Annotated in this window: 25 protein-coding genes and 3 tRNA genes; 15 read left to right on the forward strand and 13 right to left on the reverse strand. The window is 52.6% G+C overall.

Annotated elements, in window-relative coordinates; all coding sequences use genetic code 11:
- Positions 1-6 precede the first annotated feature (6 nt).
- Complete coding sequence (locus ACLJPQ_RS10270) at positions 7-480, reverse strand: threonine/serine exporter (protein WP_000511329.1); 474 nt, start codon at positions 478-480, stop codon at positions 7-9.
- The gene (locus ACLJPQ_RS10275; RefSeq protein ID WP_001727653.1) at positions 471-1247 is read right to left on the reverse strand and encodes a threonine/serine exporter ThrE family protein; all 777 of its coding nucleotides are present in this window, start codon (positions 1245-1247) and stop codon (positions 471-473) included. The genes ACLJPQ_RS10270 and ACLJPQ_RS10275 overlap by 10 nt, the downstream gene beginning before the upstream one ends.
- 712 nt (positions 1248-1959) lie before the next feature.
- Here ACLJPQ_RS10275 and ACLJPQ_RS10280 point away from each other — a divergent pair.
- Positions 1960-2685 (forward strand): response regulator transcription factor, encoded by a 726-nt coding sequence (locus ACLJPQ_RS10280; RefSeq protein WP_000936665.1) that lies wholly within the window; start codon positions 1960-1962, stop codon positions 2683-2685.
- A complete protein-coding gene (gene bglJ, locus ACLJPQ_RS10285; protein WP_000431546.1) occupies positions 2646-3320 on the forward strand; it encodes a DNA-binding transcriptional activator BglJ in 675 nt (224 codons plus the stop codon). Before ACLJPQ_RS10280 ends, bglJ begins: the two co-directional genes overlap by 40 nt.
- A 50-nt stretch (positions 3321-3370) precedes the next feature.
- Here bglJ and ACLJPQ_RS10290 read toward each other — a convergent pair whose 3' ends face one another.
- From ACLJPQ_RS10290 to ACLJPQ_RS10300, 3 genes are all read right to left on the reverse strand, one after another.
- Positions 3371-3829 (reverse strand): YbaK/EbsC family protein, encoded by a 459-nt coding sequence (locus ACLJPQ_RS10290; RefSeq protein ID WP_000058276.1) that lies wholly within the window; start codon positions 3827-3829, stop codon positions 3371-3373.
- A 150-nt stretch (positions 3830-3979) separates the two neighbouring features.
- Entirely contained in the window at positions 3980-4768 is a 789-nt protein-coding gene (fhuF, locus tag ACLJPQ_RS10295; RefSeq protein ID WP_000331526.1) for a siderophore-iron reductase FhuF, read from the reverse strand.
- A 120-nt stretch (positions 4769-4888) separates the two neighbouring features.
- A complete protein-coding gene (locus tag ACLJPQ_RS10300; protein ID WP_000211207.1) occupies positions 4889-5953 on the reverse strand; it encodes a GGDEF domain-containing protein in 1065 nt (354 codons plus the stop codon).
- 250 nt (positions 5954-6203) lie between these two features.
- On the opposite strand from ACLJPQ_RS10300, the gene ACLJPQ_RS10305 reads away from it, so the two are divergent.
- On the forward strand, positions 6204-6440 hold the full coding sequence (locus ACLJPQ_RS10305; RefSeq protein WP_000941878.1) for a DUF1435 domain-containing protein: 237 nt from the start codon (positions 6204-6206) through the stop codon (positions 6438-6440).
- A 31-nt stretch (positions 6441-6471) separates the two neighbouring features.
- Here ACLJPQ_RS10305 and ACLJPQ_RS10310 read toward each other — a convergent pair.
- The 4 genes from ACLJPQ_RS10310 to rsmC all read right to left on the reverse strand — a co-directional run bounded on the left by ACLJPQ_RS10310 (position 6472) and on the right by rsmC (position 8009).
- Positions 6472-6558, reverse strand: a tRNA-Leu gene (locus ACLJPQ_RS10310).
- A gap of 31 nt (positions 6559-6589) precedes the next feature.
- A tRNA-Leu gene (locus ACLJPQ_RS10315) sits at positions 6590-6676 on the reverse strand.
- Positions 6677-6703: 27 nt separating this feature from the next.
- Positions 6704-6790: transfer RNA gene (locus tag ACLJPQ_RS10320), tRNA-Leu, on the reverse strand.
- 190 nt (positions 6791-6980) lie between these two features.
- Positions 6981-8009: a 16S rRNA (guanine(1207)-N(2))-methyltransferase RsmC gene (rsmC, locus tag ACLJPQ_RS10325; RefSeq protein ID WP_080185052.1), complete on the reverse strand. Its 1029-nt coding sequence runs from the start codon at positions 8007-8009 to the stop codon at positions 6981-6983.
- 102 nt (positions 8010-8111) lie between these two features.
- Between rsmC and ACLJPQ_RS10330 the strand changes: the two genes are divergently transcribed.
- From ACLJPQ_RS10330 to ACLJPQ_RS10365, 8 genes are all read left to right on the forward strand, one after another.
- A complete protein-coding gene (locus ACLJPQ_RS10330) occupies positions 8112-8549 on the forward strand; it encodes a DNA polymerase III subunit psi (RefSeq protein WP_080185053.1) in 438 nt (145 codons plus the stop codon).
- Complete coding sequence (gene rimI, locus ACLJPQ_RS10335) at positions 8494-8940, forward strand: ribosomal protein S18-alanine N-acetyltransferase (RefSeq protein ID WP_080185054.1); 447 nt, start codon at positions 8494-8496, stop codon at positions 8938-8940. The genes ACLJPQ_RS10330 and rimI overlap by 56 nt, the downstream gene beginning before the upstream one ends.
- Before the next feature lie 21 nt (positions 8941-8961).
- Complete coding sequence (gene yjjG / locus ACLJPQ_RS10340) at positions 8962-9639, forward strand: pyrimidine 5'-nucleotidase (RefSeq protein WP_000870686.1); 678 nt, start codon at positions 8962-8964, stop codon at positions 9637-9639.
- Positions 9640-9730: 91 nt separating this feature from the next.
- Complete coding sequence (gene prfC, locus ACLJPQ_RS10345; protein ID WP_080185055.1) at positions 9731-11320, forward strand: peptide chain release factor 3; 1590 nt, start codon at positions 9731-9733, stop codon at positions 11318-11320.
- 401 nt (positions 11321-11721) lie between these two features.
- Positions 11722-12339, forward strand: a complete 618-nt coding sequence (gene osmY / locus ACLJPQ_RS10350; RefSeq protein WP_000178963.1) for a molecular chaperone OsmY — start codon at positions 11722-11724, stop codon at positions 12337-12339.
- Positions 12340-12467: 128 nt separating this feature from the next.
- Positions 12468-12629, forward strand: a complete 162-nt coding sequence (locus tag ACLJPQ_RS10355; RefSeq protein ID WP_000490276.1) for a DUF1328 domain-containing protein — start codon at positions 12468-12470, stop codon at positions 12627-12629.
- Between the two features lie 123 nt (positions 12630-12752).
- On the forward strand, positions 12753-13826 hold the full coding sequence (locus ACLJPQ_RS10360; RefSeq protein ID WP_000531538.1) for a patatin family protein: 1074 nt from the start codon (positions 12753-12755) through the stop codon (positions 13824-13826).
- Positions 13823-14596 (forward strand): metal-dependent hydrolase, encoded by a 774-nt coding sequence (locus ACLJPQ_RS10365; protein WP_079966174.1) that lies wholly within the window; start codon positions 13823-13825, stop codon positions 14594-14596. The genes ACLJPQ_RS10360 and ACLJPQ_RS10365 overlap by 4 nt, the downstream gene beginning before the upstream one ends.
- Positions 14597-14628: 32 nt before the next feature.
- Here ACLJPQ_RS10365 and ACLJPQ_RS10370 read toward each other — a convergent pair whose 3' ends face one another.
- A complete protein-coding gene (locus ACLJPQ_RS10370; protein WP_080185056.1) occupies positions 14629-15492 on the reverse strand; it encodes a YjjW family glycine radical enzyme activase in 864 nt (287 codons plus the stop codon).
- A complete protein-coding gene (locus ACLJPQ_RS10375; RefSeq protein ID WP_001111686.1) occupies positions 15464-17014 on the reverse strand; it encodes a YjjI family glycine radical enzyme in 1551 nt (516 codons plus the stop codon). Before ACLJPQ_RS10375 ends, ACLJPQ_RS10370 begins: the two co-directional genes overlap by 29 nt.
- 259 nt (positions 17015-17273) lie before the next feature.
- Between ACLJPQ_RS10375 and deoC the strand changes: the two genes are divergently transcribed.
- The 4 genes from deoC (at position 17274) to deoD (ending at position 21703) form a co-directional block, all read left to right on the forward strand.
- Positions 17274-18053, forward strand: a complete 780-nt coding sequence (deoC, locus tag ACLJPQ_RS10380; protein ID WP_001519713.1) for a deoxyribose-phosphate aldolase — start codon at positions 17274-17276, stop codon at positions 18051-18053.
- A 123-nt stretch (positions 18054-18176) separates the two neighbouring features.
- Entirely contained in the window at positions 18177-19499 is a 1323-nt protein-coding gene (gene deoA / locus ACLJPQ_RS10385) for a thymidine phosphorylase (protein WP_000477838.1), read from the forward strand.
- Between the two features lie 51 nt (positions 19500-19550).
- A complete protein-coding gene (gene deoB, locus ACLJPQ_RS10390) occupies positions 19551-20774 on the forward strand; it encodes a phosphopentomutase (protein ID WP_000816454.1) in 1224 nt (407 codons plus the stop codon).
- A gap of 209 nt (positions 20775-20983) precedes the next feature.
- A complete protein-coding gene (gene deoD, locus ACLJPQ_RS10395; protein ID WP_000224864.1) occupies positions 20984-21703 on the forward strand; it encodes a purine-nucleoside phosphorylase in 720 nt (239 codons plus the stop codon).
- Positions 21704-21740: 37 nt separating this feature from the next.
- Here deoD and ACLJPQ_RS10400 read toward each other — a convergent pair whose 3' ends face one another.
- The gene (locus ACLJPQ_RS10400) at positions 21741-22313 is read right to left on the reverse strand and encodes a membrane protein (RefSeq protein WP_000841607.1); all 573 of its coding nucleotides are present in this window, start codon (positions 22311-22313) and stop codon (positions 21741-21743) included.
- Complete coding sequence (locus ACLJPQ_RS10405) at positions 22310-24718, reverse strand: fimbrial biogenesis outer membrane usher protein (RefSeq protein WP_023138566.1); 2409 nt, start codon at positions 24716-24718, stop codon at positions 22310-22312. The genes ACLJPQ_RS10400 and ACLJPQ_RS10405 overlap by 4 nt, the downstream gene beginning before the upstream one ends.
- Between the last annotated feature and the right edge of the window lie 3 nt (positions 24719-24721).

Below are 24721 nucleotides of genomic sequence, written 5' to 3' on the forward strand. Positions count from 1 at the left end.
CACCGATCACACGCGGGGGCGTTTGCGGTACAGCCATAATCCCGGTACAGAGAGGCCAATTGAGAGCGCGCCAACAATGGAAGAGGCTTTCAGAAAATTGGTCAGCAGCGTAATCATCATCGGTTCGCTATAGCCCAGATGGCTAATTTTTACTGCGGAAATCATCGCGGTATAGGCGGAAATCCCCGGAAACATCGGGATCACGGCCGCGACGGTAAACACTTTAGGGTGAGCGAGATACCAGCGTGACCACTGAATACCAATACTGCCGACCAGCAGCGAAGCCATAAACGTCGACCATTCGATATTAAAGCCTGCGCTCATCATCAGCATACGCGAGCCATGACCCAGCGCCCCCAGTAGCGCGCACCACGGAAGCGCCCGGTGGGGAACATTAAAGACCATCGCAAACCCGACGGCGGGGATCGCAGACAAGATCATGTCCTGCATTAGCGCCAGTAAAAAGTCGATTATACCCATCCTCGTAGCCCCCATACTGTCATTGACATCACTACGCCCACACAGGTGGCCAGTGTCAACAGGCTGGCGATAGCCCAGCGCGCCAGCCCGGTATTAATATGTCCTTTAAACATATCTGCGACGGAATTAATCAGCGGAAAGCCCGGCACCAGTAGCAGTACGCTCGCCGCCATGGCGATAGTGGGCGTCTGGCTAAAGGCGGGAAGGGTGAGCATCAGCCCGGAAATCGTGGTAGCGACAAAGGCGGTAATGCAAAAATTGATCTGCGGATGTAAATGCCGCTGCGCCAGCATCTGGCGAATATACATGGCTATCATACTGGCGAAAAAGGTGATAACCGCGCCATCCCAGCCGCCATTATTCAGCTTACAAAAGCAGGAGCAGGAAAGACCGACCATAAACGCCACCAGCCAGCGCGGATAACGCAGCGGGCGGAGCTGGCTAAAGCGTTTTTCCACGCCTTTGTAATCCAGCAGACGATGTTCCGCGAGGATAACGATATGCTGAACCTCCGTGACGACATGCATATTAATGCCGCGATCCTGGTTTTTACGTGTCGATGTCAGACATTGTCCGTCTTTAATGGTCGTCAGGACAATGGCGTTAGAGGAGATCGCGCTTTCGACGCTATCCATACCGAGCGCCAAACCGAGTCGGGTGGAAAGCTCATCAACCAGTGCGCTTTCCGCCCCGTGCTGCAATAAAAGCAGCCCGCATTGAATACATAACCGTGTTACTGCTCGTTGAATTGATTGCTCTTCTTGCATGACTCGTCCTGTCCGAAAAGACATTCTATGCGCCGCCACTATGACAGAGGCTTTCTTTTTAACACGAAGCGCAGGCATGATGGCGTTGGTTAAGATCAATTTCTTGTTGATAAAAACGTCAGCCGCCAGACGCAACGCATAAGCTTCCTGAGACGTGCGCTTCGTCACAGGCAGGATATCCTTATGGGCGACGGTTCTTGTATGTCCGTTTCCAGAATAGAGGCATTATGCCAGCCTGGCCGCTCATTTTTGAATCAATGATGTGGTGAATTTTATCAACGATATGCATTAATGGTTTAACCACAATGGCGTGAGCAGCGGGCGTAAAAATAGGCATGACTTAGTGTAATTCGTAGATATTACATGGGTTTTATGGATGGTAGACAGTATTGTTGGGCTTTTGTTTTAGGACTCAGCAATATGAATGAAGGGCGAACTCATATTTTAAATTTATTAATATGATGCGTTTTCGTTAGAATTGCTAATGTGCAAATTTAGTTAATTTAATTGTCTTGCTTCTGGTTTTATGAGTAACTATGCGATAGTGATTTCATGTTTTTGTGCTATGTGGATTGTAGCGCAATCGATGTTAGATATTTAAAAATAAAACAAGGATAATTAATCCACTCGGCCTATATTTCTTTGCGATCATTGTTAATAGTGTTTTTATTAATGGGGCAATGAAAAGTGGCGGCGTGGGTGCGGAGGAATTATGCTGCCAGGATGCTGCAAAAATGGACTTATTATCAGTAAAACCCCTCTTATACAGGAAGGCCTTAAAGGGGCTATAACAGGTAATTTCCCCGATTATAAACTGGCGTATTGTCGTACGATAGAAGAGCTAACGCTGCTACAGCTACGCCGGAGTAATTTAGTTATTGCTGATTTAGCAGTTAACAATGCCTCTTCCCGCGCTATCTGCGAATATTTTTATAGCTTAATCTCGCAATATCGCGACATACATTGGGTATTTCTGGTTCCTAAATCCTGCTATCCACATGCGGTTGATCTCCTGATGGGCCCCGTCAGCACCTTGCTTTCAGACGAAGAGCCAATCGAGAATCTTATTAGCGTTATCCATGCGGGAAACGCTCGCTCAGAAAGAATAAGCAAAACGTTATTATCGCCTCAGGTACCGTCTGAAATTCAGCAGGCCCACGACAGGCCGATTGTCCTTACGCTGTCTGAACGAAAAGTATTACGCCTTTTAGGAAAAGGGTGGGGCATTAACCAAATTGCGGCGTTACTTAAAAAAAGTAATAAAACAATTAGCGCCCAAAAAAATAGCGCCATGCGACGCTTATCAATACACAGTAATGCAGAGATGTATGCATGGATAAACAGTTCTCAGGGAGCCAGAGAATTGAACCTACCTTCGGTATATGGAGAAACCATGGAATGGAAAACAGAATCAGCAAGAGAAATGTTGCGCTCGTAGAAAAATGCGTGATGAGCACCATTGGTATTAAAGGGCTATTTGATGCAATGCCGGATTGCCGACATACGCTTCATATTTTTTCAAAACCATCCGCGTTTTATAAGGCTGCGCTAAAGACGCCGTTTTCTGCCGTTATTTTTTCTCTTTCTGCGTTAAGAACTGAACGCCGGACAGGATTATCCAGCCTGACGGAACTGGCGATAAATTATCCCCATATGCGGCGTCTGGTGATTGCCGATGATGATGCTGAAGCCCGCTTAATCAGCGCATTATCCCCGCTGCCGCTGGATGGGGTCATCAGCAAAGCGTCGCCGTTGGATGTTTTACAGGATGCCTTATTTACATCGCTTAATAGCGCCCGGCGGACAACGGAGCGTACAGACAATCTTTGGGAGCTTCACCAGAATTGTATGCTTAGTCCAACCGAGCGGGAGATTCTGCGTTTCATGTCGAACGGCTACTCAATGCCGCAAATTGCCGTCCAGTTAGAACGTAACATTAAGACTATCCGGGCGCATAAGTTTAATGTGATGTCCAAGCTGGGCGTGAGTTCTGATGCCGGGTTACTCGATGCGGCGGATATTCTGTTATATCTGCGCGCCGGCGATGCTACCGCGCTCCAGCATCGGGTATAGCCCGCGCCGGATGCGCCGTGCTTGTTCGGGGAATCCGGGTGTCAGGCACGTTATTGGCACACGTCTACCCAGGTCGCCGATGTCAGTTCAGCCATTCTTTCCGGCGTGATGCGTACCGCGCTGTGCGTGGCGCCTGCGGCAGGCAATACTTCGTTATACCCCTTCAGAGAGATGTCGCAATAAACGGGCAGCGGGTGCTCCAGCCCGAAAGGACATACGCCGCCGACAGGATGTCCGGTTGCATTGACCACTTCATCGCTGCTCAACATACGGGCTTTTGCGCCGAAAGTGGTTTTAAGCTTCTTATTATCCAGGCGGGCATCGCCTTTCGCGACCACCAGGATAATGGTGTCTTTTACTTTAAGCGAGAGCGTCTTAGCTATCTGCCCTGGCTCTACGTTGTGCGCTTTGGCTGCCAGTTCGACAGTCGCTGTACTTTGATTTAATTCGATAATTTCAATATCGGGAGCATGATCGGCCAGAAATTGCCGTACAGATTGCAGACTCATTCTTCTCTCCTGAGACCTTACCAATAGCCACGGTAGACCCAAAAATGGCAAAACGTAATTTGGCATACGGAGAGCGCCGCTGTAAATATAATAATGTGACAGGCCAGCAGCAGTAAGCCGTGACGATAACTGAAGGTAGCGTAAAGCGGTTTACTTTAGCGTGCAGTCGCCGCACTGCTGTACATCAGGTAAGCGGTAACGTTGACAGCAGGTTCTGCGTACCAGAAGACCGTCGCGCATTACGACGGTCCGCCACAGCGGGTTATCCTGACCGTCGGATAGCTGCTTTTCAAAAAAACAGCGCTGGCGTAGCGTTGCCAGCAGGGCTTCGCCAAGCAGCGGTTTCATCTCAGTCAGATACCAGTTAATTAAATAACCGGTATTGCTCCAGATAAGTTTCGCGTTGATGTCGCCAGTCGCCTCCAGCGCCTGAATGACCGGCTGTAGTGCGGAGACTATCAGCGTTTCCATTCGTTCTTCCGGGGAACGCCCCGTTGCCAGGTTATCCTGATGCACGTCAAGCCAGAAACACGCGGCGCGCCCGGTTTCATGAAATTCAACGTGAATATGTTCTGCCGAGACATCGATAGCGCGCGCTTGCGTCAGTAATGCCAGCATCAGCGGCGGCGCCATCAGCCCGATATACCATTGCGCCCACAGGGAGAGTAACGGCTTATTTTCACGTGCCAGGCCTGGCGTGTGCCGATAGATGTGATCGGAATAGGCGGCCAGCAATGAACGAAACGTCGCGGGGCGCGTCCACTGGGCAAGAGTCATTGCCGTTGGCGGCGGTGTTTCATCCAGCCGGATGAAGTCCAACAGGTGCTCACGGGTAGAGGCGATCGTCTCGCGTACTGCGTCCGCCAGCGAGGCGTCTTCCGGCTGGGGAGCAGCTCGCCAGATAATATCGTCAGCAATCGGTGCGGAACGGTAGGCCATAGCGCAGTTTAATGATGTTAATCTAAATGATAATGATTGCTAATCCTATCGATAGCGATAAACGATGGCAAGCGGTTTATGGTTAACGCTGTTGGCGTAGCACGATTACGTCAGCAGGATTCATAGGGCGCGCATGTCGTCGCTGACCAGAATGTGGTTACGTCCAAGATGCTTGGCTTCGTAGAGCGCTTTATCCGCTTTTTCGATAGCGTCTCCGATATTGCGATCCGTCAGGGGCGCAATGCCGATACTGACAGTGACATTGGTGGCGACGCTTTCGTTAAACATATGCGGGATTTTAAGATCGTATACTTCCTGTCGGATACGTTCTGCGGTAGCGCGGGCTTGCTGTGGTTCGGCGGTGGTCAGCAACACCAGAAATTCTTCCCCGCCAAAACGGCAGACGACATCGCGCGATCGCACGGCGTCCCGAATTGCCGCTGAGACGCGGATTAACGCCTGATCGCCCATCATATGACCGTAGTGATCGTTGTACGCTTTGAAATGATCGATATCCAATAGCAGGACGTAGTGTTCATGGCTGCCCGGCGCCTGTAACGTATCCAGCCGATTTTGCAGGCCACGGCGGTTATATAAGCCGGTTAATGGATCAAGCATACTCAGGCCATTGAGGGTTTCCCGCTCGGCCAGCAGCTTAAACATGAGCTGTTGGGCAAAATTATCGTAGCGTTTCTGGATAACATGTTGAATAGCGATTCCCACCATTGGCAGGGCCAGCAAATAGAGAATTCGCAAACCTTGTTCATTACCGTTCAGCCACAGGCAGACCGCGACTGGCGGTAGCGAATAGAGCGTAAACGCGACGATATTCGCGGCAAAGGCTATCGAGCCGATAAACAGAACGCTAAGCAGGGAGATCAGTAAAAAAGAGAAATCATAATGGCCTAACGCCGGATACTTTAGCGCAATATGCGCCGCCCATATTCCCCCAAAGAGTAGGGAGATAAAGGGGAGATTAATTCTTTTTTGCCCATATTTCCCATGCCATATCAACAGTAATACGCTCAGGACCACTATCCCGATCATTGGCGTGCAAAATACATTGATCTGATAAAGGGGGAAAACGAGAGTAAATAGCGCCGACACGGCGTTGAGAAACAAGAAAAGACGTAAAGAAAACTGATACTTCTTAATACGAAGCGACCGCCAGGATGGTGTTGTCATGGGTAATTGTCGTTATTTATCGGTGATATACACGGAATCGGGCGCCAACATGAAAATAACGTATGAGAAAAGGTCGCCTAAAGCGAGGTGTTGTTGTTTTTACGTTAACAGTCGGACAATTTATCACCTTACTGAATACGTGTCATTAACCGTTAAGTAAAACTCATCTCTTTAGCTTTCTCCCTGGCTGACAAATGAGAAAATATATCATATGATATTGGTTATCATTATCAATTCCAGAGGTAAAACCATGTTGCAGCGGACGTTAGGCAGCGGATGGGGCGTGTTATTGCCTGGAGTGATTATCGTTGGACTGGCGTTTATCGGCCTGTCAGCTTATGCGCTGAAGCTGTTGATTGTATCAGGATTGCTACTGTCTGCGCTGATGTTGTATCACAAACAATTACGGCATTTTGTACTGCTGCCATCGTGTATAGCGCTTATTGGCGGCATGATGTTGGCAATGATGAACTGGAATCAGGGATGAAAATGAAGAGACTAAGGAAGGATAAGATAATTGGTGCGAGGGGGGGGACTTGAACCCCCACGTCCGTAAGGACACTAACACCTGAAGCTAGCGCGTCTACCAATTCCGCCACCTTCGCACAGTTATCTTACTTTTTGATATCGCCTCGTTGGTGCGAGGGGGGGGACTTGAACCCCCACGTCCGTAAGAACACTAACACCTGAAGCTAGCGCGTCTACCAATTCCGCCACCTTCGCCCAGTGCGAGCAATATCAACGTGGTTTTGGTGCGAGGGGGGGGACTTGAACCCCCACGTCCGTAAGGACACTAACACCTGAAGCTAGCGCGTCTACCAATTCCGCCACCTTCGCATACCATCGATTCTTGAAAAGAATCACTACCACGGAGGCGCATTCTAGTGGTTTTCAGCTATTCGTCAACAGTTAATTGCATGGGACAGATTGATTGCTGCAAAAATGGGCGCGAGACGTAGGTTGGATAAGACGCCTGGCGTCGCCATCCGGCACATGCAACCAGATGGCGCTGCGCTTATCAGGCCAACTATTTCTTCGCCTGACGGGTCATCACGGTACGATAAACCTTAAAGCGCCCGGTTTGCGCGATGACTTCATGGAAGCCAAAAGTCTCATCCAGAATCTTAGGATAGGGCAGAAAGGCGTTCGCCACGATGCGTAACTCTCCGCCGCTGTTCAGATGGCGCACTGCGCCGCGAATGAGCGTTTGCGCCGCATCGAGGCTGGTTTGCATTCCGTCGTGGAACGGCGGGTTGGAGATGATCATGTCAAAACGTCCTTTGACTTCCGAAAAGATGTTGCTGGCGAATACCTCGCCTTCAAGACCATTAGCGGCAAGCGTGGCGCGGCTGGCTTCCACCGCCGGCGCGCTGACGTCACACAGCGTCAGGCGCACTTTCGGCGAATGGCTGGCCAGCGCGGCGGAAAGCACGCCAGCGCCGCAGCCGACATCCAGCACTTTACCTTTGGTGTGCGGCGTCAGCGTAGACAGCAGCAGTTGGCTACCAACATCCAGTCCGTCGCGGCTGAATACGCCCGGCAACGTTTTGATGGTCAGCCCGTCGATATTGTACTCGGCCCACCAGGATTCAAGACTAAACTGCGGCTGCTTTTCCAGACGACCATGGTAAAGGCCGCAACGTCGCGCGCTATCTACTTTGTTCAGCGGCGCATAGTCCGCCAGCATCGGTTCGGCGCTACGCACGCCGCTGCGGTTTTCTCCCACGACGAAAACATCGCTGCCCACCGGCATCAGCGACAAAATATTCATCAACTGGAACTGCGCTTCGGGTTTATTTTTCGGCCAGTAGTAGATCAGCGTATCGCAGTCAGCGACATCGCTGGCTTGCGCGACCAGGCTAAAACGGATGTTATTGCCCATCTGGCGGCTTAACGCCTGCCAGTGGTGAAACTGTTGCGTATGCGCGCGGCTGGCGGCGCATTCAAAGCGCGCGGGCAGGTCATCCTGCAAATCTCCGGCAAAAAGAATACGGCTTTGTTCGAAATCATCACTGTGGCGCAGCAAGACTTCACTTGCCGGGGTAAAAGCAGACATGGAATGCTCCTTAATTCAGACTGGCGGCGATTATAGTAGTTTGATGGCGGAGATTCGACAGATTTGCTATATTTGCGCCCCTGATTACAGGAGCGTTTCGCTATGACATCCCGACGAGACTGGCAGTTACAGCAACTGGGTATTACGCAGTGGGCGCTGCGACGTCCTGGCGCGCTACAGGGCGAGATTGCGATTTCCCTTCCCGCGCACGTTCGTCTGATCGTGGTTGCAGAGGAATTACCCGCGCTGAACGAGCCGCTAATGCGCGATATTTTACGCGCGTTGACCGTGAGTCCCGATCAGGTTTTACCCCTGGCGCCTGAGCGCGTCGCCATGCTGCCGCAGGGCAGCCGTTGTAATAGCTGGCGGTTAGGAACTGACGTGCCGCTCCAACTCGAAGGCGCTCAGGTCACGACGCCGGCGTTTAATGAACTCCGGGCAAACCCGGCGGCACGCGCCGCACTATGGCAACAAATCTGCGAACATGAACACGATTTCTATCCTCAGCACGACCGATCTCCCCGCAGCCTGGCAGATTGAGCAACGCGCTCATTCGTTTCCGTGGAGCGAAAAAACGTTTTTCGGCAACCAGGGCGAACGGTATCTCAACCTTAAGCTGACCGCTGATGACAGAATGGCCGCGTTTGCCATTACACAGGTGGTGCTGGACGAAGCGACGCTGTTCAATATTGCCGTCGATCCGGATTTTCAGCGTCGGGGGCTGGGGCGTATGCTGCTTGAGCATCTGATTGATGAACTGGAAAAACGTGGGGTTGTAACGCTATGGCTGGAGGTACGCGCCTCTAACGCTGCCGCCATCGCGCTGTATGAAAGTCTGGGGTTTAACGAGGCGACGATTCGCCGCAATTACTATCCCACGGCACAAGGGCATGAGGACGCCATCATCATGGCGTTACCGATAAGCATGTAATAAAAGAGGCAAGGTGTAATGATGAAGTGGGACTGGATTTTCTTTGATGCCGATGAAACGCTGTTTACGTTTGATTCTTTCACCGGCTTACAGCGGATGTTCCTTGACTATAGCGTCACCTTTACCGCTGAGGATTTCCAGGATTACCAGGCCGTGAATAAGCCGCTATGGGTGGATTATCAGAACGGCGCGATTACCTCATTACAATTGCAGCACGCGCGCTTTCAAAGTTGGGCTGAACGGCTAAACGTTGCGCCGGGGCTGCTGAATGACGCTTTTATTAGTGCGATGGCGGAGATCTGTTCTCCTTTGCCGGGCGCCGTTTCGCTACTTAATGCGATTCGCGGGCAGGCTAAAATCGGTATTATTACTAACGGTTTTACCGCGCTACAACAAACTCGTCTGGAGCGCACCGGGCTGCGTGAGTATTTCGATCTGCTGGTGATTTCCGAGCAGGTTGGCGTCGCGAAGCCCGATCCGAAAATCTTTAACTACGCCCTGGAGCAGGCGGGGAATCCTGACCGCTCGCGCGTATTAATGGTTGGCGATACCGCGGAATCCGATATTCTTGGCGGCATTAACGCCGGACTGTCGACCTGCTGGCTTAACGCGCATCATCGCGAGCAGCCCGCGGGTATTCATCCAACCTGGACTGTGGCGTCATTAAGCGAACTGGAGCAGCTCCTGTGTAAACACTGATTGCCTCCCCCAGGTTGATGGGTAAAATAGCCGCATTTTTCGTATTCAACATGCGTGGTCAAACGCCGCGCTTACTCAAGAAGATTTGACTATGACGTTGTCTCCTTATTTGCAAGAGGTGGCCAAACGCCGCACTTTTGCCATTATTTCTCACCCGGACGCCGGTAAAACCACCATTACCGAAAAAGTGTTGCTGTTCGGACAGGCGATTCAGACCGCCGGTACGGTAAAAGGCCGTGGCTCCAGCCAACATGCAAAATCTGACTGGATGGAGATGGAAAAACAGCGTGGTATCTCTATCACCACCTCGGTGATGCAGTTCCCGTATCACGACTGTCTGGTGAACCTGCTGGACACCCCGGGGCACGAAGACTTCTCCGAAGATACCTACCGTACCCTGACGGCGGTGGACTGCTGTCTGATGGTGATCGACGCCGCAAAAGGTGTTGAAGACAGGACTCGTAAGCTGATGGAAGTTACCCGTCTGCGTGATACGCCGATCCTGACCTTTATGAACAAACTCGACCGTGACATCCGCGACCCGATGGAGCTGCTGGATGAAGTGGAAAATGAGCTGAAAATCGGCTGTGCGCCGATCACCTGGCCGATTGGCTGCGGCAAGCTGTTTAAGGGCGTTTATCACCTTTATAAAGATGAAACTTATCTGTATCAGACCGGTAAGGGCCACACCATTCAGGAAGTGCGCATCGTTAAAGGGCTGAATAACCCGGATCTGGACGCCGCCGTCGGTGAAGACCTGGCGCAGCAACTGCGCGACGAGCTGGAACTGGTGCAGGGCGCGTCTAACGAGTTTGATGAAGAGCTGTTCCTGGCAGGGGAAATTACCCCGGTATTTTTCGGTACCGCGCTGGGTAACTTTGGCGTTGACCATATGCTGGATGGTTTAGTGGCGTGGGCGCCTGCGCCGATGCCGCGTCAAACCGATACCCGCATAGTGGAAGCCTCGGAAGAGAAATTCACCGGTTTTGTCTTTAAAATTCAGGCCAATATGGATCCGAAACACCGCGACCGCGTGGCGTTTATGCGCGTGGTTTCCGGTAAGTATGAGAAGGGCATGAAGCTACGCCAGGTCCGTACCGGCAAAGATGTGGTGATTTCCGACGCGTTAACTTTTATGGCGGGCGACCGTTCGCACGTTGAAGAAGCGTACCCGGGCGATATTTTGGGTCTGCATAACCACGGCACCATTCAGATCGGCGATACCTTCACTCAGGGCGAGATGATGAAGTTTACCGGTATCCCGAACTTTGCGCCGGAACTGTTCCGTCGTATTCGCCTGAAAGATCCGCTCAAGCAGAAGCAGCTACTGAAAGGGCTGGTGCAGCTTTCTGAAGAGGGGGCGGTGCAGGTATTCCGTCCCATCTCCAACAACGATCTGATTGTCGGCGCCGTGGGCGTTTTGCAGTTTGACGTTGTTGTCGCGCGCCTGAAAAGCGAATACAACGTTGAGGCGATTTATGAATCCGTCAACGTGGCGACGGCGCGCTGGGTGGAAAGCGCCGATGCGAAGAAATTCGAAGAGTTTAAGCGTAAGAATGAAACGCAGCTGGCGCTGGATGGCGGCGACAATCTCACCTATATCGCCCCCACGATGGTTAACCTGAACCTGACCCAGGAACGTTACCCTGACGTTCAGTTCCGTAAAACGCGCGAACACTGATCCCTTTCCGGGCGCGGCATCCGCCGCGCCTTCGTACTTTCCCTGCCTTTTTAACCGCTTACGGAATGTTCTTAAATCCCGCGTTTTTTCTCCGATCTGCCTGTTTTTTATACGCACCGACAAGCGATTTTAAAATTGTGATCTATATTTAACAAAGTGATGACATAAATGTCGGCTTTAATGCCTGTTCAATGCGTGAATATGAGAGCTTAAAGCTGAGATTTGTTTCAGTCACGATATTAATAACTGAAACGGAAGGGTGGCAGGCGACGCGTCGTTACAAATTCACGAATGTGATGCCAGTCATTGACTTCAGAAACCGGTGAGTTTCACCGCATTCAGCAATGCAACCTCGTGTTGCCTGAGCTCAAATTACGAGCAAACTATACAGGACAAAATCGATGACTATGACAAGACTGAAGATTTCTAAAACTCTGCTGGCCGTAATGTTGACCTCTGCTGTTGCGACAGGTTCTGCCTTTGCAGAAAACGCAACAACGGACAAGGCGCAAAGCGGAACCGAAACCGCAGGGCAAAAAGTCGATAGCTCTATGAATAAAGTCGGTAACTTCATGGATGACAGCGCTATCACTGCGAAAGTCAAAGCTGCGCTGGTAGACCATGACAATATTAAAAGCACCGATATTTCTGTCGAAACCAATCAGAAAGTCGTCACCCTGAGCGGCTTTGTAGAAAGCCAGGCGCAGGCTGAAGCCGCCGTGAAAGTGGCGAAAGGCGTAGAAGGCGTGACCTCCGTTAGCGACAAACTTCACGTTCGCGACAATAAAGAAGGTTCCGTGAAAGGTTATGCCGGCGATACGGCCACGACCAGTGAAGTCAAAGCCAAGTTGCTGGCGGACGATCTCGTCCCTTCCCGTAAAGTGAAAGTGGAAACGACCGATGGCGTCGTACAGCTCTCCGGTACTGTTGAAACTCAGGAACAAAGCGACCGCGCTGAAAGCATCGCGAAAGCCGTTGATGGCGTAAAAAGTGTTAAAAACGATCTGAAAGTTCAGTAATTCGTCGTAATTCGTCCTCCCGACGTTTGTCGGGAGGCGTAATGTGCACCACACTAAAAATATCGCGAATGAGTAGCCTGAGCGCTCATATTTAGCGGTCGACATTAACTATGGTAAAGGAGAGGCTTATGTTTCGTTGGGGCATTATATTTCTGGTTATCGCGTTAATTGCCGCCGCATTGGGTTTTGGTGGACTGGCTGGTACGGCTGCCGGCGCGGCGAAAATCGTCTTCGTCGTCGGGATCGTGCTCTTCCTGGTCAGCCTGTTCATGGGCCGTAAACGACCCTAGCAGGCATCTGTAAAGATATATTGCTATCAAGCCAGTCCACCGGACTGGCTTTTACGGTTTTAGCCGTTAACGTTTTGCGTTACCTTGTCAGCCTGGAAAAAAATGAAAAACAGGAAGGCAGAGGTGGGCCAGCGAATACCGGTTACGCTCGGCAATATTGCGCCGTTATCATTAACACCGTTCCGGCCAGGCCGTATGGCGCTGGTCTGTGAGGGCGGGGGGCAGCGGGGTATCTTTACCGCAGGCGTGCTGGATGAGTTTATGCGTGCGCAGTTTAATCCTTTCCATCTCTACTTCGGCACATCAGCCGGTGCGCAAAATCTCTCGGCGTATCTCTGCAACCAGCCCGGCTACGGGCGTAAAGTCATTATGCGCTATACCACCAGGCGCGAATTTTTTGATCCGCTACGATTTGTACGCGGAGGAAACCTTATTGACCTCGACTGGCTGGTGGAATCCACCGCCGCCCGGATGCCGCTGCAAATGGATACCGCAGCGCGCCTGTTCGACAGCGGAAAATCCTTTTATATGTGCGCCTGCCGGGGGGATGATTACACGCCGGGCTATTTCTCGCCGACAAAACAAAACTGGCTTGATATCATTCGCGCCTCCAGCGCCATACCGGGTTTCTACCGTACCGGCGTTACGTTAGAGGGCATCAACTATCTGGACGGTGGCATTAGCGACGCCATTCCGGTTCAGGAGGCGGCAAAGCGGGGGGCGAAAACCATTGTGGTGATCCGCACCGTACCCTCGCAAATGTATTACACGCCGCAGTGGTTTAAGCGTATGGAGCGCTGGCTGGGAGAGAGCAGTCTACAGCCGTTGGTCAACCTGGTGCAGCATCATGAAACGTCCTACAGCGCGATCCAACAATTTATTGAAAAGCCGCCGGGTAAGCTGCGGATCATTGAAATTTATCCGCCGAAACCGCTGCACAGCATGGCGCTGGGCAGCCGTATCCCGGCGCTGCGTGAGGATTACAAAACCGGGCAATTATGCGGGCGTTATTTCCTTGCCACCGTTGGTAAATTGCTCGCCGCAACGCCGCCTCTCTTGCGCCATTCGTCGCGGATTGCCGTGCCGGAAACGGTGGTCGTGCCTCCGGCACCGGTGGCCAATGATACGCATGTGGCGGAGGTCATTAGCGCGCCGCAGGCAAACGACACCACATTTACCGACGAGGATCTGGCGTGAGCTGGCGCTTTATCGATACGCATTGCCATTTTGATTTCCCGCCCTTTACGGGCGATGAGCGCGCCAGTATTCAGCGTGCCTGTGAGGCGGGCGTTGAAAAAATCATCGTGCCGGCGACCGAGGCGGCTCACTTTCCCCGCGTGCTGGCGCTGGCGGCGCGTTTCCCGTCGCTTTATGCTGCGCTGGGATTACACCCCATTGTGATTGAGCGTCATGCCGATGACGATCCTGATAAGCTACAACAGGCGCTGGCGCAACAACAGAACGTCGTGGCGGTAGGCGAGATCGGTCTCGATCTTTATCGCGACGACCCGCAGTTCGCCAGGCAAGAGCGATTTTTAGACGCGCAGCTGCAACTGGCAAAACGCTACGATCTGCCGGTGATCCTGCACTCGCGGCGCACGCATGACAAACTGGCGATGCACGTAAAGCGCCAGGATCTACCGCGAACCGGTGTGGTGCATGGTTTTGCCGGCAGTCTGCAACAGGCCGAACGCTTTGTGCGACTGGGCTATAAAATCGGCGTCGGCGGCACCATCACCTACCCGCGCGCCAGTAAAACCCGTGATGTTATGGCGCGGTTGCCGCTGGACGCGCTGTTGCTGGAGACCGATGCGCCGGATATGCCGCTAAAGGGGTTTCAGGGGCAGCCGAACCGCCCGGAGCAGGCGGCGCGCGTATTTGATGCGCTCTGTGAATTACGTCCGGAGCCCGCAGAGGTGATAGCCGATACGCTGTATCGCAATACCATTACCTTGTTTCGGCTCTGATGGCATCGCAGCCGCCGTCCGGCAGGCGACGCTTACAAATATAGCGCCGGCAAAATCAGCTTCGCTACTCCACGCGCGCGCAATCCGTCAGCCAGCCGTTCCACCTCTTGCGGCGTCGCGCCTGGCCAGGCTTTCGCTTCGCCATAGACGCCGTGCGCATGAAAGGCATTCAGGCGCACCGGAACCTCGCCCAGCGAAGTAATAAACGCCGCCAGTGAATCAATATGCGACGCATAGTCCACCTGACCCGGGATAGCCAGCAACCGCAGCTCCGCCAGTTTTCCCCGCGCAGCAAGGAAGCGGATACTGTGCTTAATATGCGTATTATCACGTCCGGTCAGACGGTGATGACACTCGCTCTTCCAGGCTTTCAGATCGAGCATTACGCCGTCGCAAACCGGCAGTAGTTTCTGCCAGCCGGTCTCGCTTAACTGACCATTACTGTCCACCAGGCAGGTCAGTCGTTGTAACTGCGGATCGGCTTTGATCGCTGTAAATAGCGCCACAATAAACGGTAATTGCGTGGTCGCCTCTCCGCCGCTGACGGTAATACCTTCAATAAACAGCGATGCTTTACGAATATGACGCAGCACATCGTCAACGCTCATGGTCTGCGCCATTGGCGTTGCCTGCTGTGGGCACATTTTCAGGCAGGTATCGCACTGCTCGCAGACGTCCGACCGCCATACCACTTTCCCGCCATCAACGCTGAGGGCGTGGTGCGGACACTGCGATACGCATTCCCCGCAGTCGTTACAGCGTCCCATCGTCCACGGGTTATGGCAATTCTTGCAGCGCAAATTGCAGCCCTGTAAGAATAATGCCAGGCGGCTGCCTGGCCCATCGACGCAGGAAAACGCAATGATCTTACTGACTAAAGCGCATCTGTTGTTCATGGCTGACTACGCGTGGCTGTCGTTCCAGGATGCGGGTATTACGTGCGGCTTCTTCTCCCAGCCAGGTGGTATTCGTGCGCGAGCCTTCGGCGCGAAATTTCGCCAGATCCGACAGGCGCACCATATAACCGGTGACGCGCACCAGATCGTTGCCGCTGACATTGGCGGTAAATTCCCGCATCCCGGCTTTGAACGCGCCAAGACAAAGCTGAACCAGCGCCTGCGGATTACGCTTGATGGTTTCGTCCAGCGTCAGAATGTCGCTGATCCCGGCATGATAAAAGGCATGGTGCGGCGCGACGGTTTGCAAATGGGTGATAGGGTCCGGTTCATCGCCATACGGCAGACGTGCGCCCGGCGTAGTGCCAATATCGGAACTGATGCCAGACTGGGCATGGAGCAGCGCCCGTTGCTTCCAGCCATACTTCACTGGCGTATTTTCGACGAAATCCGCCAGTTGGGCGCTAATACGGTAGCCCAGCTCGTTCGCCGTTTCATTCTTGCCGTAACGGGCGTTCAGGCCCGCGTTTTCGCACAGCAGATTCACGGCTTCCGCCAGCCCGTACATACCGAACATCGGCGCAAAACGTTCGGGATCGATCAAACCTTCCTGTACAAGAAAGCTATTCTCAAAGAAATGTGACTTTTCATAGAGGAATTCACATCGTGAATTAATGATGGCGATCTGCTGTCGGCAGTAGTGCGGTAGCGTACGTGAAAAGAAGTCATCGACAGACGTACTGCGTTCTGCCACGGCTTTCAGGTTGAGACGTACCAGCGTACTGCCACCGCCGCCAAGCGGTAACGAGTTATAACAACTGACGATGCCATAATGGCCTTTTGTGAAAATTTTATCATTTACAGGGCCATTGGAAATGTGTGGCTTACTGCATTCGCAAATGTTTTTGGCGACCTCCAGCAGCAGATCGTCCGGCGTAATTTCCGCATCGTAGATAAACGTCAGGTTAGGCGCCACCTGCTTTAGCTCGGCATCAGCGCGCAAAATCGCTCGTGTGACAGGCGTATCGGCAGGGCCAATATTGGCATGCATAAAGGCGTCTGGCAGCGTTCTGTCGAGATAACGCCAGAAACGTTTTATTCGAATATCGATCGCATCTTGTGTTAGAATTCTAACATACGGTTGCAGCAACGCATCAAGCTGGCCGAGATAAACCGGCATGGACGTCACGGAAGGAACGTGATGATACAGAATGGTGAGTAGGGATAACGCATCATCCAGATCTTTCGCGCCTTCCAGTTCCAGCCACTGTGAACCGTTAGCCAGAAATCGGGCGTAATCGGGCAACACGTAGCGCGGTTTGAAGGGGGCGTGCCCCTCAAACATATCGCAAATGACGCCTTCATCCAGCGCCTGGCGGGCATCTTCCGGCAGAGTGGGATAAGGCAGGGCGTTTTCAGCTTCCAGCGCCAGAAAATGGCGTTTTTGTTCAGGCGTGAGCACCGGGCTGGTCACAATTTGCTGGCAACGCTGCTGGAGCGCAGTTTCGCATGAGGCAGGCATCTTCGTTTCCTCTTTATGCCGGGACGATGCGCTATTGTAGAAAATGGCGGCAAACCGACTTTGATCCTGATGCGCTTATCGCTCGAAGAACAGGCGGTGACGGCGGGATAATTTGATTCAGATCTCATTACAGTAATGCAAATTTGTACGTAGTTTTCATTAACTGTGATGTATATCGAAGTGTAAACGCGAGTGAATGTTAGAATATTAACAGACTCGCAAGGTGAAATTTTATACGGCAATGCCGTTGGAGAATGTCATGACTGATTTAAAAGCAAGCAGCCTGCGTGCGCTCAAACTGATGGATCTGACCACTCTGAACGATGACGACACCAATGAAAAAGTGATCGCGTTGTGTCATCAGGCAAAAACCCCGGTCGGGAATACGGCGGCGATTTGTATTTACCCGCGTTTTATCCCGATTGCGCGTAAAACTCTGAAAGAACAAGGTACGCCGGACATCCGCATTGCAACGGTGACTAACTTCCCGCATGGCAATGATGACATCGATATTGCGCTGGCGGAAACCCGTGCGGCGATCGCCTACGGCGCCGACGAAGTGGACGTGGTATTCCCGTACCGCGCGTTGATCGCCGGTAACGAGCAGGTGGGTTTTGACCTGGTAAAAGCCTGTAAAGACGCTTGTGCCGCAGCGAACGTATTGCTGAAAGTGATCATCGAAACTGGCGAGCTGAAAGAAGAGGCGCTGATTCGCAAAGCCTCTGAAATCTCCATCAAAGCCGGTGCGGATTTCATCAAAACCTCTACCGGTAAAGTGCCGGTAAACGCTACGCCGGAAAGCGCGCGCATCATGATGGAAGTGATCCGCGACATGGGCGTTTCCAAAACCGTTGGCTTCAAACCGGCGGGCGGCGTACGTACGGCGGAAGACGCGCAGAAATTCCTCGCGATTGCAGACGAACTGTTTGGCGCTGACTGGGCAGATTCTCGTCACTACCGCTTTGGCGCATCCAGCCTGCTGGCAAGCCTGCTGAAAGCGCTGGGTCACGGCGACGGTAAGAGCGCCAGCAGCTACTAAGCTCTGATTTGCCGGATGGCGCTGTGCTTATCCGGCCTACAAATCCAGGCCTGTAGGCCGGATAAGGCGTTAGCCGCCATCCGGCGATGTAAGCCTTCTACTCTTTTCCCTCAGGAGGGTACCGTGTTTCTCGCACAAGAAATTATTCGTAAAAAGCGTGATGGTCATGCGTTGAGTGACGAAGAAATTCGTTTCTTTATCAATGGTATTCGTGACAATACTATCTCTGAAGGGCAGATTGCCGCCCTGGCGATGACCATCTTCTTCCACGATATGACCATGCCGGAGCGTGTTTCGCTGACCATGGCGATGCGGGATTCCGGTACTGTCCTTGACTGGAAAAGCCTGAATCTCAATGGCCCGATTGTCGATAAGCATTCGACCGGCGGCGTAGGGGACGTGACGTCTCTGATGTTGGGGCCAATGGTAGCGGCTTGCGGCGGTTATGTGCCGATGATCTCCGGTCGCGGCCTCGGACATACCGGCGGTACGCTCGACAAACTGGAAGCGATCCCGGGCTTCGATATCTTCCCGGACGACAACCGTTTCCGCGAAATTATTCAAGACGTGGGTGTGGCGATTATTGGGCAAACCAGCTCGCTTGCACCGGCGGACAAACGTTTTTACGCCACCCGCGATATTACCGCGACGGTGGACTCTATTCCGCTGATCACCGGCTCCATCCTCGCCAAGAAACTGGCCGAAGGGCTGGATGCGCTGGTAATGGACGTAAAAGTCGGCAGCGGCGCGTTTATGCCAACCTATGAACTTTCTGAAGCCCTTGCTGAAGCGATTGTCGGCGTGGCAAATGGCGCGGGAGTTCGCACTACGGCGTTGTTAACCGATATGAACCAGGTGCTGGCTTCAAGCGCCGGTAACGCGGTGGAAGTGCGTGAAGCCGTGCAGTTCCTGACCGGTGAATACCGCAATCCGCGCTTGTTTGACGTCACTATGGCGCTATGCGTGGAGATGCTGATCTCCGGCCAGCTGGCGAAAGACGACGCCGAAGCGCGTGCGAAATTACAGGCGGTGCTGGATAACGGTAAAGCGGCAGAAGTCTTTGGTCGTATGGTGGCCGCGCAGAAAGGGCCAAGCGATTTCGTTGAGAACTACGATAAATACTTGCCGACCGCCATGTTGAGCAAAGCGGTATATGCTGATACCGAAGGGTTTATCAGCGCAATGGATACGCGTGCGCTGGGGATGGCGGTCGTCTCGATGGGCGGCGGCCGTCGTCAGGCGTCAGATACCATTGATTACAGCGTTGGCTTTACCGACATGGCCCGTCTGGGCGACAGCATCGACGGGCAGCGCCCGCTGGCGGTGATTCATGCCAAAGACGAAGCCAGTTGGCAGGAAGCGGCGAAGGCCGTCAAAGCGGCAATTATCCTTGACGATAAAGCGCCAGCAAGCACACCTTCGGTCTATCGTCGAATTACTGAATAGTTGTATACTGATCTGATCAATTATTTTTGAAGCACTAAGTACGGAGAAGATATGAAACGTGCATTTATTATGGTGCTGGACTCATTCGGCATCGGCGCTACTGAAGACGCGGATCGTTTTGGCGACGTAGGTTCCGACACTCTGGGCCACATCGCAGAAGCTTGCGCCAAAGGCGAAGCTGACAATGGCCGTAAAGGCCCGTTGAATCTGCCTAACCTGACTCGTCTGGGGCTGGTGAAAGCGCATGAAGGCTCTACCGGTAAAATTGCCGCCGGCATGGACGGCAACGCGGACGTTATTGGCGCATACGCATGGGCGCACGAACTGTCCTCCGGCAAAGATACGCCGTCCGGCCACTGGGAAATCGCCGGCGTGCCGGTGCTGTTCGACTGGGGCTATTTCAGCGACCACGAAAACAGCTTCCCGCAGGAACTGCTGGATAAGCTGGTGAAACGCGCCAACCTGCCGGGCTATCTCGGTAACTGCCACTCTTCCGGCACCGTTATTCTGGACCAGCTCGGCGAAGAGCACATGAAAACCGGCAAGCCGATTTTCTACACCTCCGCTGACTCCGTGTTCCAGATTGCCTGCCACGAAGAGACCTTTGGCCTGGATAAACTCTACGAGCTGTGCGAAATCGCCCGTGAAGAGCTGACCGAAGGCGGCTATAACATTGGCCGCGTGATCGCGCGTCCGTTTATCGGCGACAAGGCCGGTAACTTCCAGCGTACCGGTAACCGTCACGACCTGGCCGTAGAACCGCCAGCGCCGACCGTGCTGCAGAAACTGGTCGATGAAAAACAGGGACACGTGGTGTCCGTCGGTAAGATTGCCGACATCTACGCCAACTGCGGCATCACTAAGAAAGTGAAAGCGACCGGTCTGGACGCGCTGTTCGACGCGACCCTCAAAGAGATGAAAGAAGCGGGCGATAAAACCATCGTCTTCACTAACTTCGTCGACTTCGACTCTTCCTGGGGCCACCGTCGCGACATCGCGGGCTACGCCGCAGGCCTGGAGCTGTTTGACCGCCGTCTGCCGGAGCTGATGGAGCTGGTGGGGGAAGATGACATTCTAATCCTGACCGCTGACCACGGCTGTGACCCGAGCTGGACCGGTACTGACCATACCCGTGAGCACATTCCGGTGCTGATCTACGGTCCGAAAGTCAAACCGGGCTCTTTAGGTCACCGTGAAACCTTCGCGGATATCGGCCAGACGCTGGCGACCTACTTTGGCACATCGCCGATGGACTACGGTAAAAACATGCTGTGATACCCATTGTCTTTCGCGCTGTAGATGCGTTGACTTCATTCGCTCACCCCGGTCACATAGTTAATCTATGCTCCCGGGGATTCACGAATTCGTCGCCTTCCTGCAACGCGAAATCCTTAGGGTATTTCACTGTTTTTACGCACGTTTTGTAGGCCTGATAAGGCGTAGCCGCCATCAGGCAATAACAACAAATTTAAAGGGAACTGAAGATGGCAACTCCACATATTAATGCAGAAATGGGTGATTTTGCTGACGTCGTATTGATGCCGGGCGACCCGCTGCGCGCGAAGCACATTGCTGAGACTTTCCTCGAAGATGTTCGCGAAGTGAACAACGTTCGCGGCATGTTAGGTTTCACCGGGACTTACAAAGGCCGTAAGATCTCCGTGATGGGCCACGGTATGGGTATCCCGTCCTGCTCCATCTACACCAAAGAGCTGATCACCGATTTCGGCGTGAAGAAAATCATTCGCGTCGGCTCCTGCGGCGCTGTGCGCATGGACGTCAAACTGCGCGACGTGGTGATCGGTATGGGTGCCTGCACCGACTCCAAAGTGAACCGTATCCGCTTTAAAGATCATGACTTTGCGGCTATCGCTGACTTCGACATGGTACGTAACGCGGTTGACGCGGCAAAAGCGCTGGGCGTAGACGCGCGCGTGGGCAACCTGTTCTCCGCAGACCTGTTCTATTCTCCGGACGGCGAAATGTTCGACGTGATGGAAAAATACGGCGTACTGGGCGTAGAGATGGAAGCGGCGGGTATCTACGGTGTTGCGGCTGAGTTTGGCGCGAAAGCGCTGACCATCTGCACCGTGTCCGACCACATCCGTACCCACGAGCAGACCACAGCCGCTGAACGTCAGACGACCTTCAACGATATGATTAAAATCGCGCTGGAATCCGTACTGCTGGGCGATAAAGAGTAAGATTGTGAAGGGGGCCAGAGCAGGCCCCCTTCATCGTTTATTTCGTCAGCACTTCCCACTGTAAATTGCTTTCTAGCATGACCGTATCGGTAGCATGCGTAAATTGATTATCGTTCAAGACAGGTGTTAATGTCAGCGTGACGTTCATCATTTTCCCACTGACCTGCTGGTTATTATCCATCGCGATGATACCGTTGTTATTATGTAGCAACAGACTATCCAGGGCACTGTCATTGGGAGCAAAGCTCACTCTATCAAGGGTGCTGGCAATAGGATAACTTTTACCATCTACTATCATCTGACTAACACGTACGGCGAGACCACCGTTATTTCCAAAATAAAATCGTCCCTTTTCCCCCGCTGAGGCTTGCACAAAAAGAGCAATATTCTGGCTTTCTGGGCAACTCACACTAACGTGAACCTCCTGTGAAGACATTTGATTCCAGCCTTGCTGAGAATTGACGATATCATCTTGCTTAAGCCAGCCAAAGCTGACGTTTGGTGAAGAGAACGTTATTTGGCAGTCATCGTCGGCCCGGGCTGATGGAGGGAGTAGTGCGGTGAAGAGACAACATATAGCAATCCCCAACCATTTGCTGTTGGATTTCATTGACAGACTCCCTTTGCCGTTTCATAAAATGCCTCTTTATCCTGGGTTTTCTGCAGCGTGTAGTGGATGCGACACAGACGATTCATATCATCATCAGCGGCATATAACGCAGGATTATCCCCAACATCGGTGATAAATACGCGTCCGCTGTCGACAGCGCTGACCAAATAGTTATTTTTTTCATCTACAATGCTGGTGCCTTTAGGTAGCCATGAGCCGTCCGGACGCTTTACTGTCAGCATCACACGGCGTGTATTCAGCACGTTGAAATCCAGTACCCGAAAAGCGCTGTGCGCGACGGTAATATTCTTAATACCGTTTGCCAGTTCCATGCTCTTTGGTAGCGTATTCGCATTAACCTCTACGCGGGATTTCCGCCATTCAGTTAGCCCCGGAATGACGGCCTGCCCCCAGCGGTCAGTCCAGATTCGCCCCTGTGGCGTGGCGATTTCAATGCCGCTTTCTGGTTCGCTCAGGCGTGCGATAGCAAAGGTATTTTTGATGGTGTAAGGCGAGAACGTTATGCCATGTTCGTGTGCAGCGATGCCTCCGCTGAAGGTTGCGTTATAGTTGCGGTAATTATCGCCATCAGTGCCGCCGCCCACGCTGAGTTGAGTGTAATGGAGATTGCTATTGAGATTACCGTTGAAGCTATTTTGCTGGTTTTTTGCATCACGATCCGCAGAAATATAGTAATGGGTATCTTTACTCAGCGAACCATTATTTTGTAGCCCGTAGGTTGTTTTATCACCTTGATTACGCATATAAGCGCCGACGCGCTGCTCACCGAGTGGAATGCTGATGTTGATGTAAAACATATCATCATCATTACTGCCGTTATGATTCGCATCATCCTGATTAACAGCGTGCTGCCAGTTAGCGGTAATTGAGGCATATTTAAATGTTTTGCCCCAGGAAGCCATTATACTGCGAGAGTCGTTGTCATTATCCGTAGCCTGATAAGTGTAATAACCCAGAGAGAAGGTACCTAACAGATTATGGTTCCAGGCGATATTAGCACTGGAGCTACTTTGGTATTCGTAAGCATCTTTATTGAGCGCATCCGTTAACTCACGATATCCGTCGCTGTAGCGGGCGGTGCTGACGTCAAGTCTAATTTCCCCGGGCAGCGCCATGCTGGCGCGTAGCTCACTTTTCGCACCCTGCAGAGATTCGCCGAAGGACGCTTTACTGCCCAGCATTGAGCCGGAAAACGTCCATTTGTTGGTTGGAAGCCATTGCAGCATACCTCCTGCCGCTTGATAGTCTTGTGCCAGTACGCCAGACGCCTGCGCCAGCCAGTTTTCACTCAGTTTCCAACCATCGCTGATGTTATAGATCCAGGGGAGAGAATAGTCGCTGGTGGTATCACGTACGCGCCCTATGGACATTGTCAAGCCTGCGGGCGTGAGTTCGCGTAAATTAAAAGATACTGCCGGCACCGTGAAGGTTGTCGTTGAGCCATCGGTTTCAACGACGCTGACGTTAAGGTCGGTATTGCTGCGTATGATGGGGACATTTTCAAGGGTAAATGCCCCAGCGTTCACTGGTGCGGTATAAATAATCTGTCCGGACTGACGAACTTCAACGCGAGCCTGATGGGTTCGGGCAATACCGTTAATGGTTACGCCTTGTGTATCCTGTGCCAGCCCTTGTTCAGGGATAAGCTGTACGCCGTTGATCGGCGCGCCACTGAATAGACTGGAGTTGACGTTGATCTGCCCAACTTGCGCACGCATTTTTTGTGCCTGAAATACGTGCTCCGCATAGGTATATAGACTATCGGTACGGTATTCTCCATCATTATTCGTCAGCATGTAGCGGCTGCGCAGCGTCCATTCCGCGAAGTTTAAGCCAGCTTCAAGGTTTGCCTGGGCATAGTTTCGGCTATCGCTACCGGATGACTCGCTGCGACTGGCGTACAGGTTATAGTTAAATAACCCGGCGGTGCCGCCTTTAATCACGTTGTTTAGCGAGAGTAAGTTATTATCCAGAGCCTGCGCCGGAACAAAAAGCTCCAGCGATTCACTGTTTGGCAGTGGGGTAATAATCGCTGAGGGATAATCTTCTTGTAGGCTATGGCAGGTTTCTTTGGCGCTGATATTAAGCGGTACGAGCCCGCTGGCGCTGAGGAAATCGTCATCCACGCAAAGTTGGCCTTCTGTGTCGAAACGCGCGACCAACGACCCTCTATTTACGCCATTGATCTTTACCATGACGGTGTGGCTGCCTGGTAGAAAACGCGGCGCACGGGAAAAATATTGTGCCACGTTGGGGCTAATGCCTCTGGAGGTGAGAATACCCATGTCAAAATTCAGCTCCTCCGCCAGAGCCGAAAACGTCGTGGTCGCCAGTGAGCAATAAAGCGCAGTTTTGATGTATAGCGGCAGTTTTAAATACTTCACGTG

This window comes from Salmonella sp. SAL04213 (assembly GCF_046550535.1).
GTDB lineage: Bacteria > Pseudomonadota > Gammaproteobacteria > Enterobacterales > Enterobacteriaceae > Salmonella > Salmonella enterica.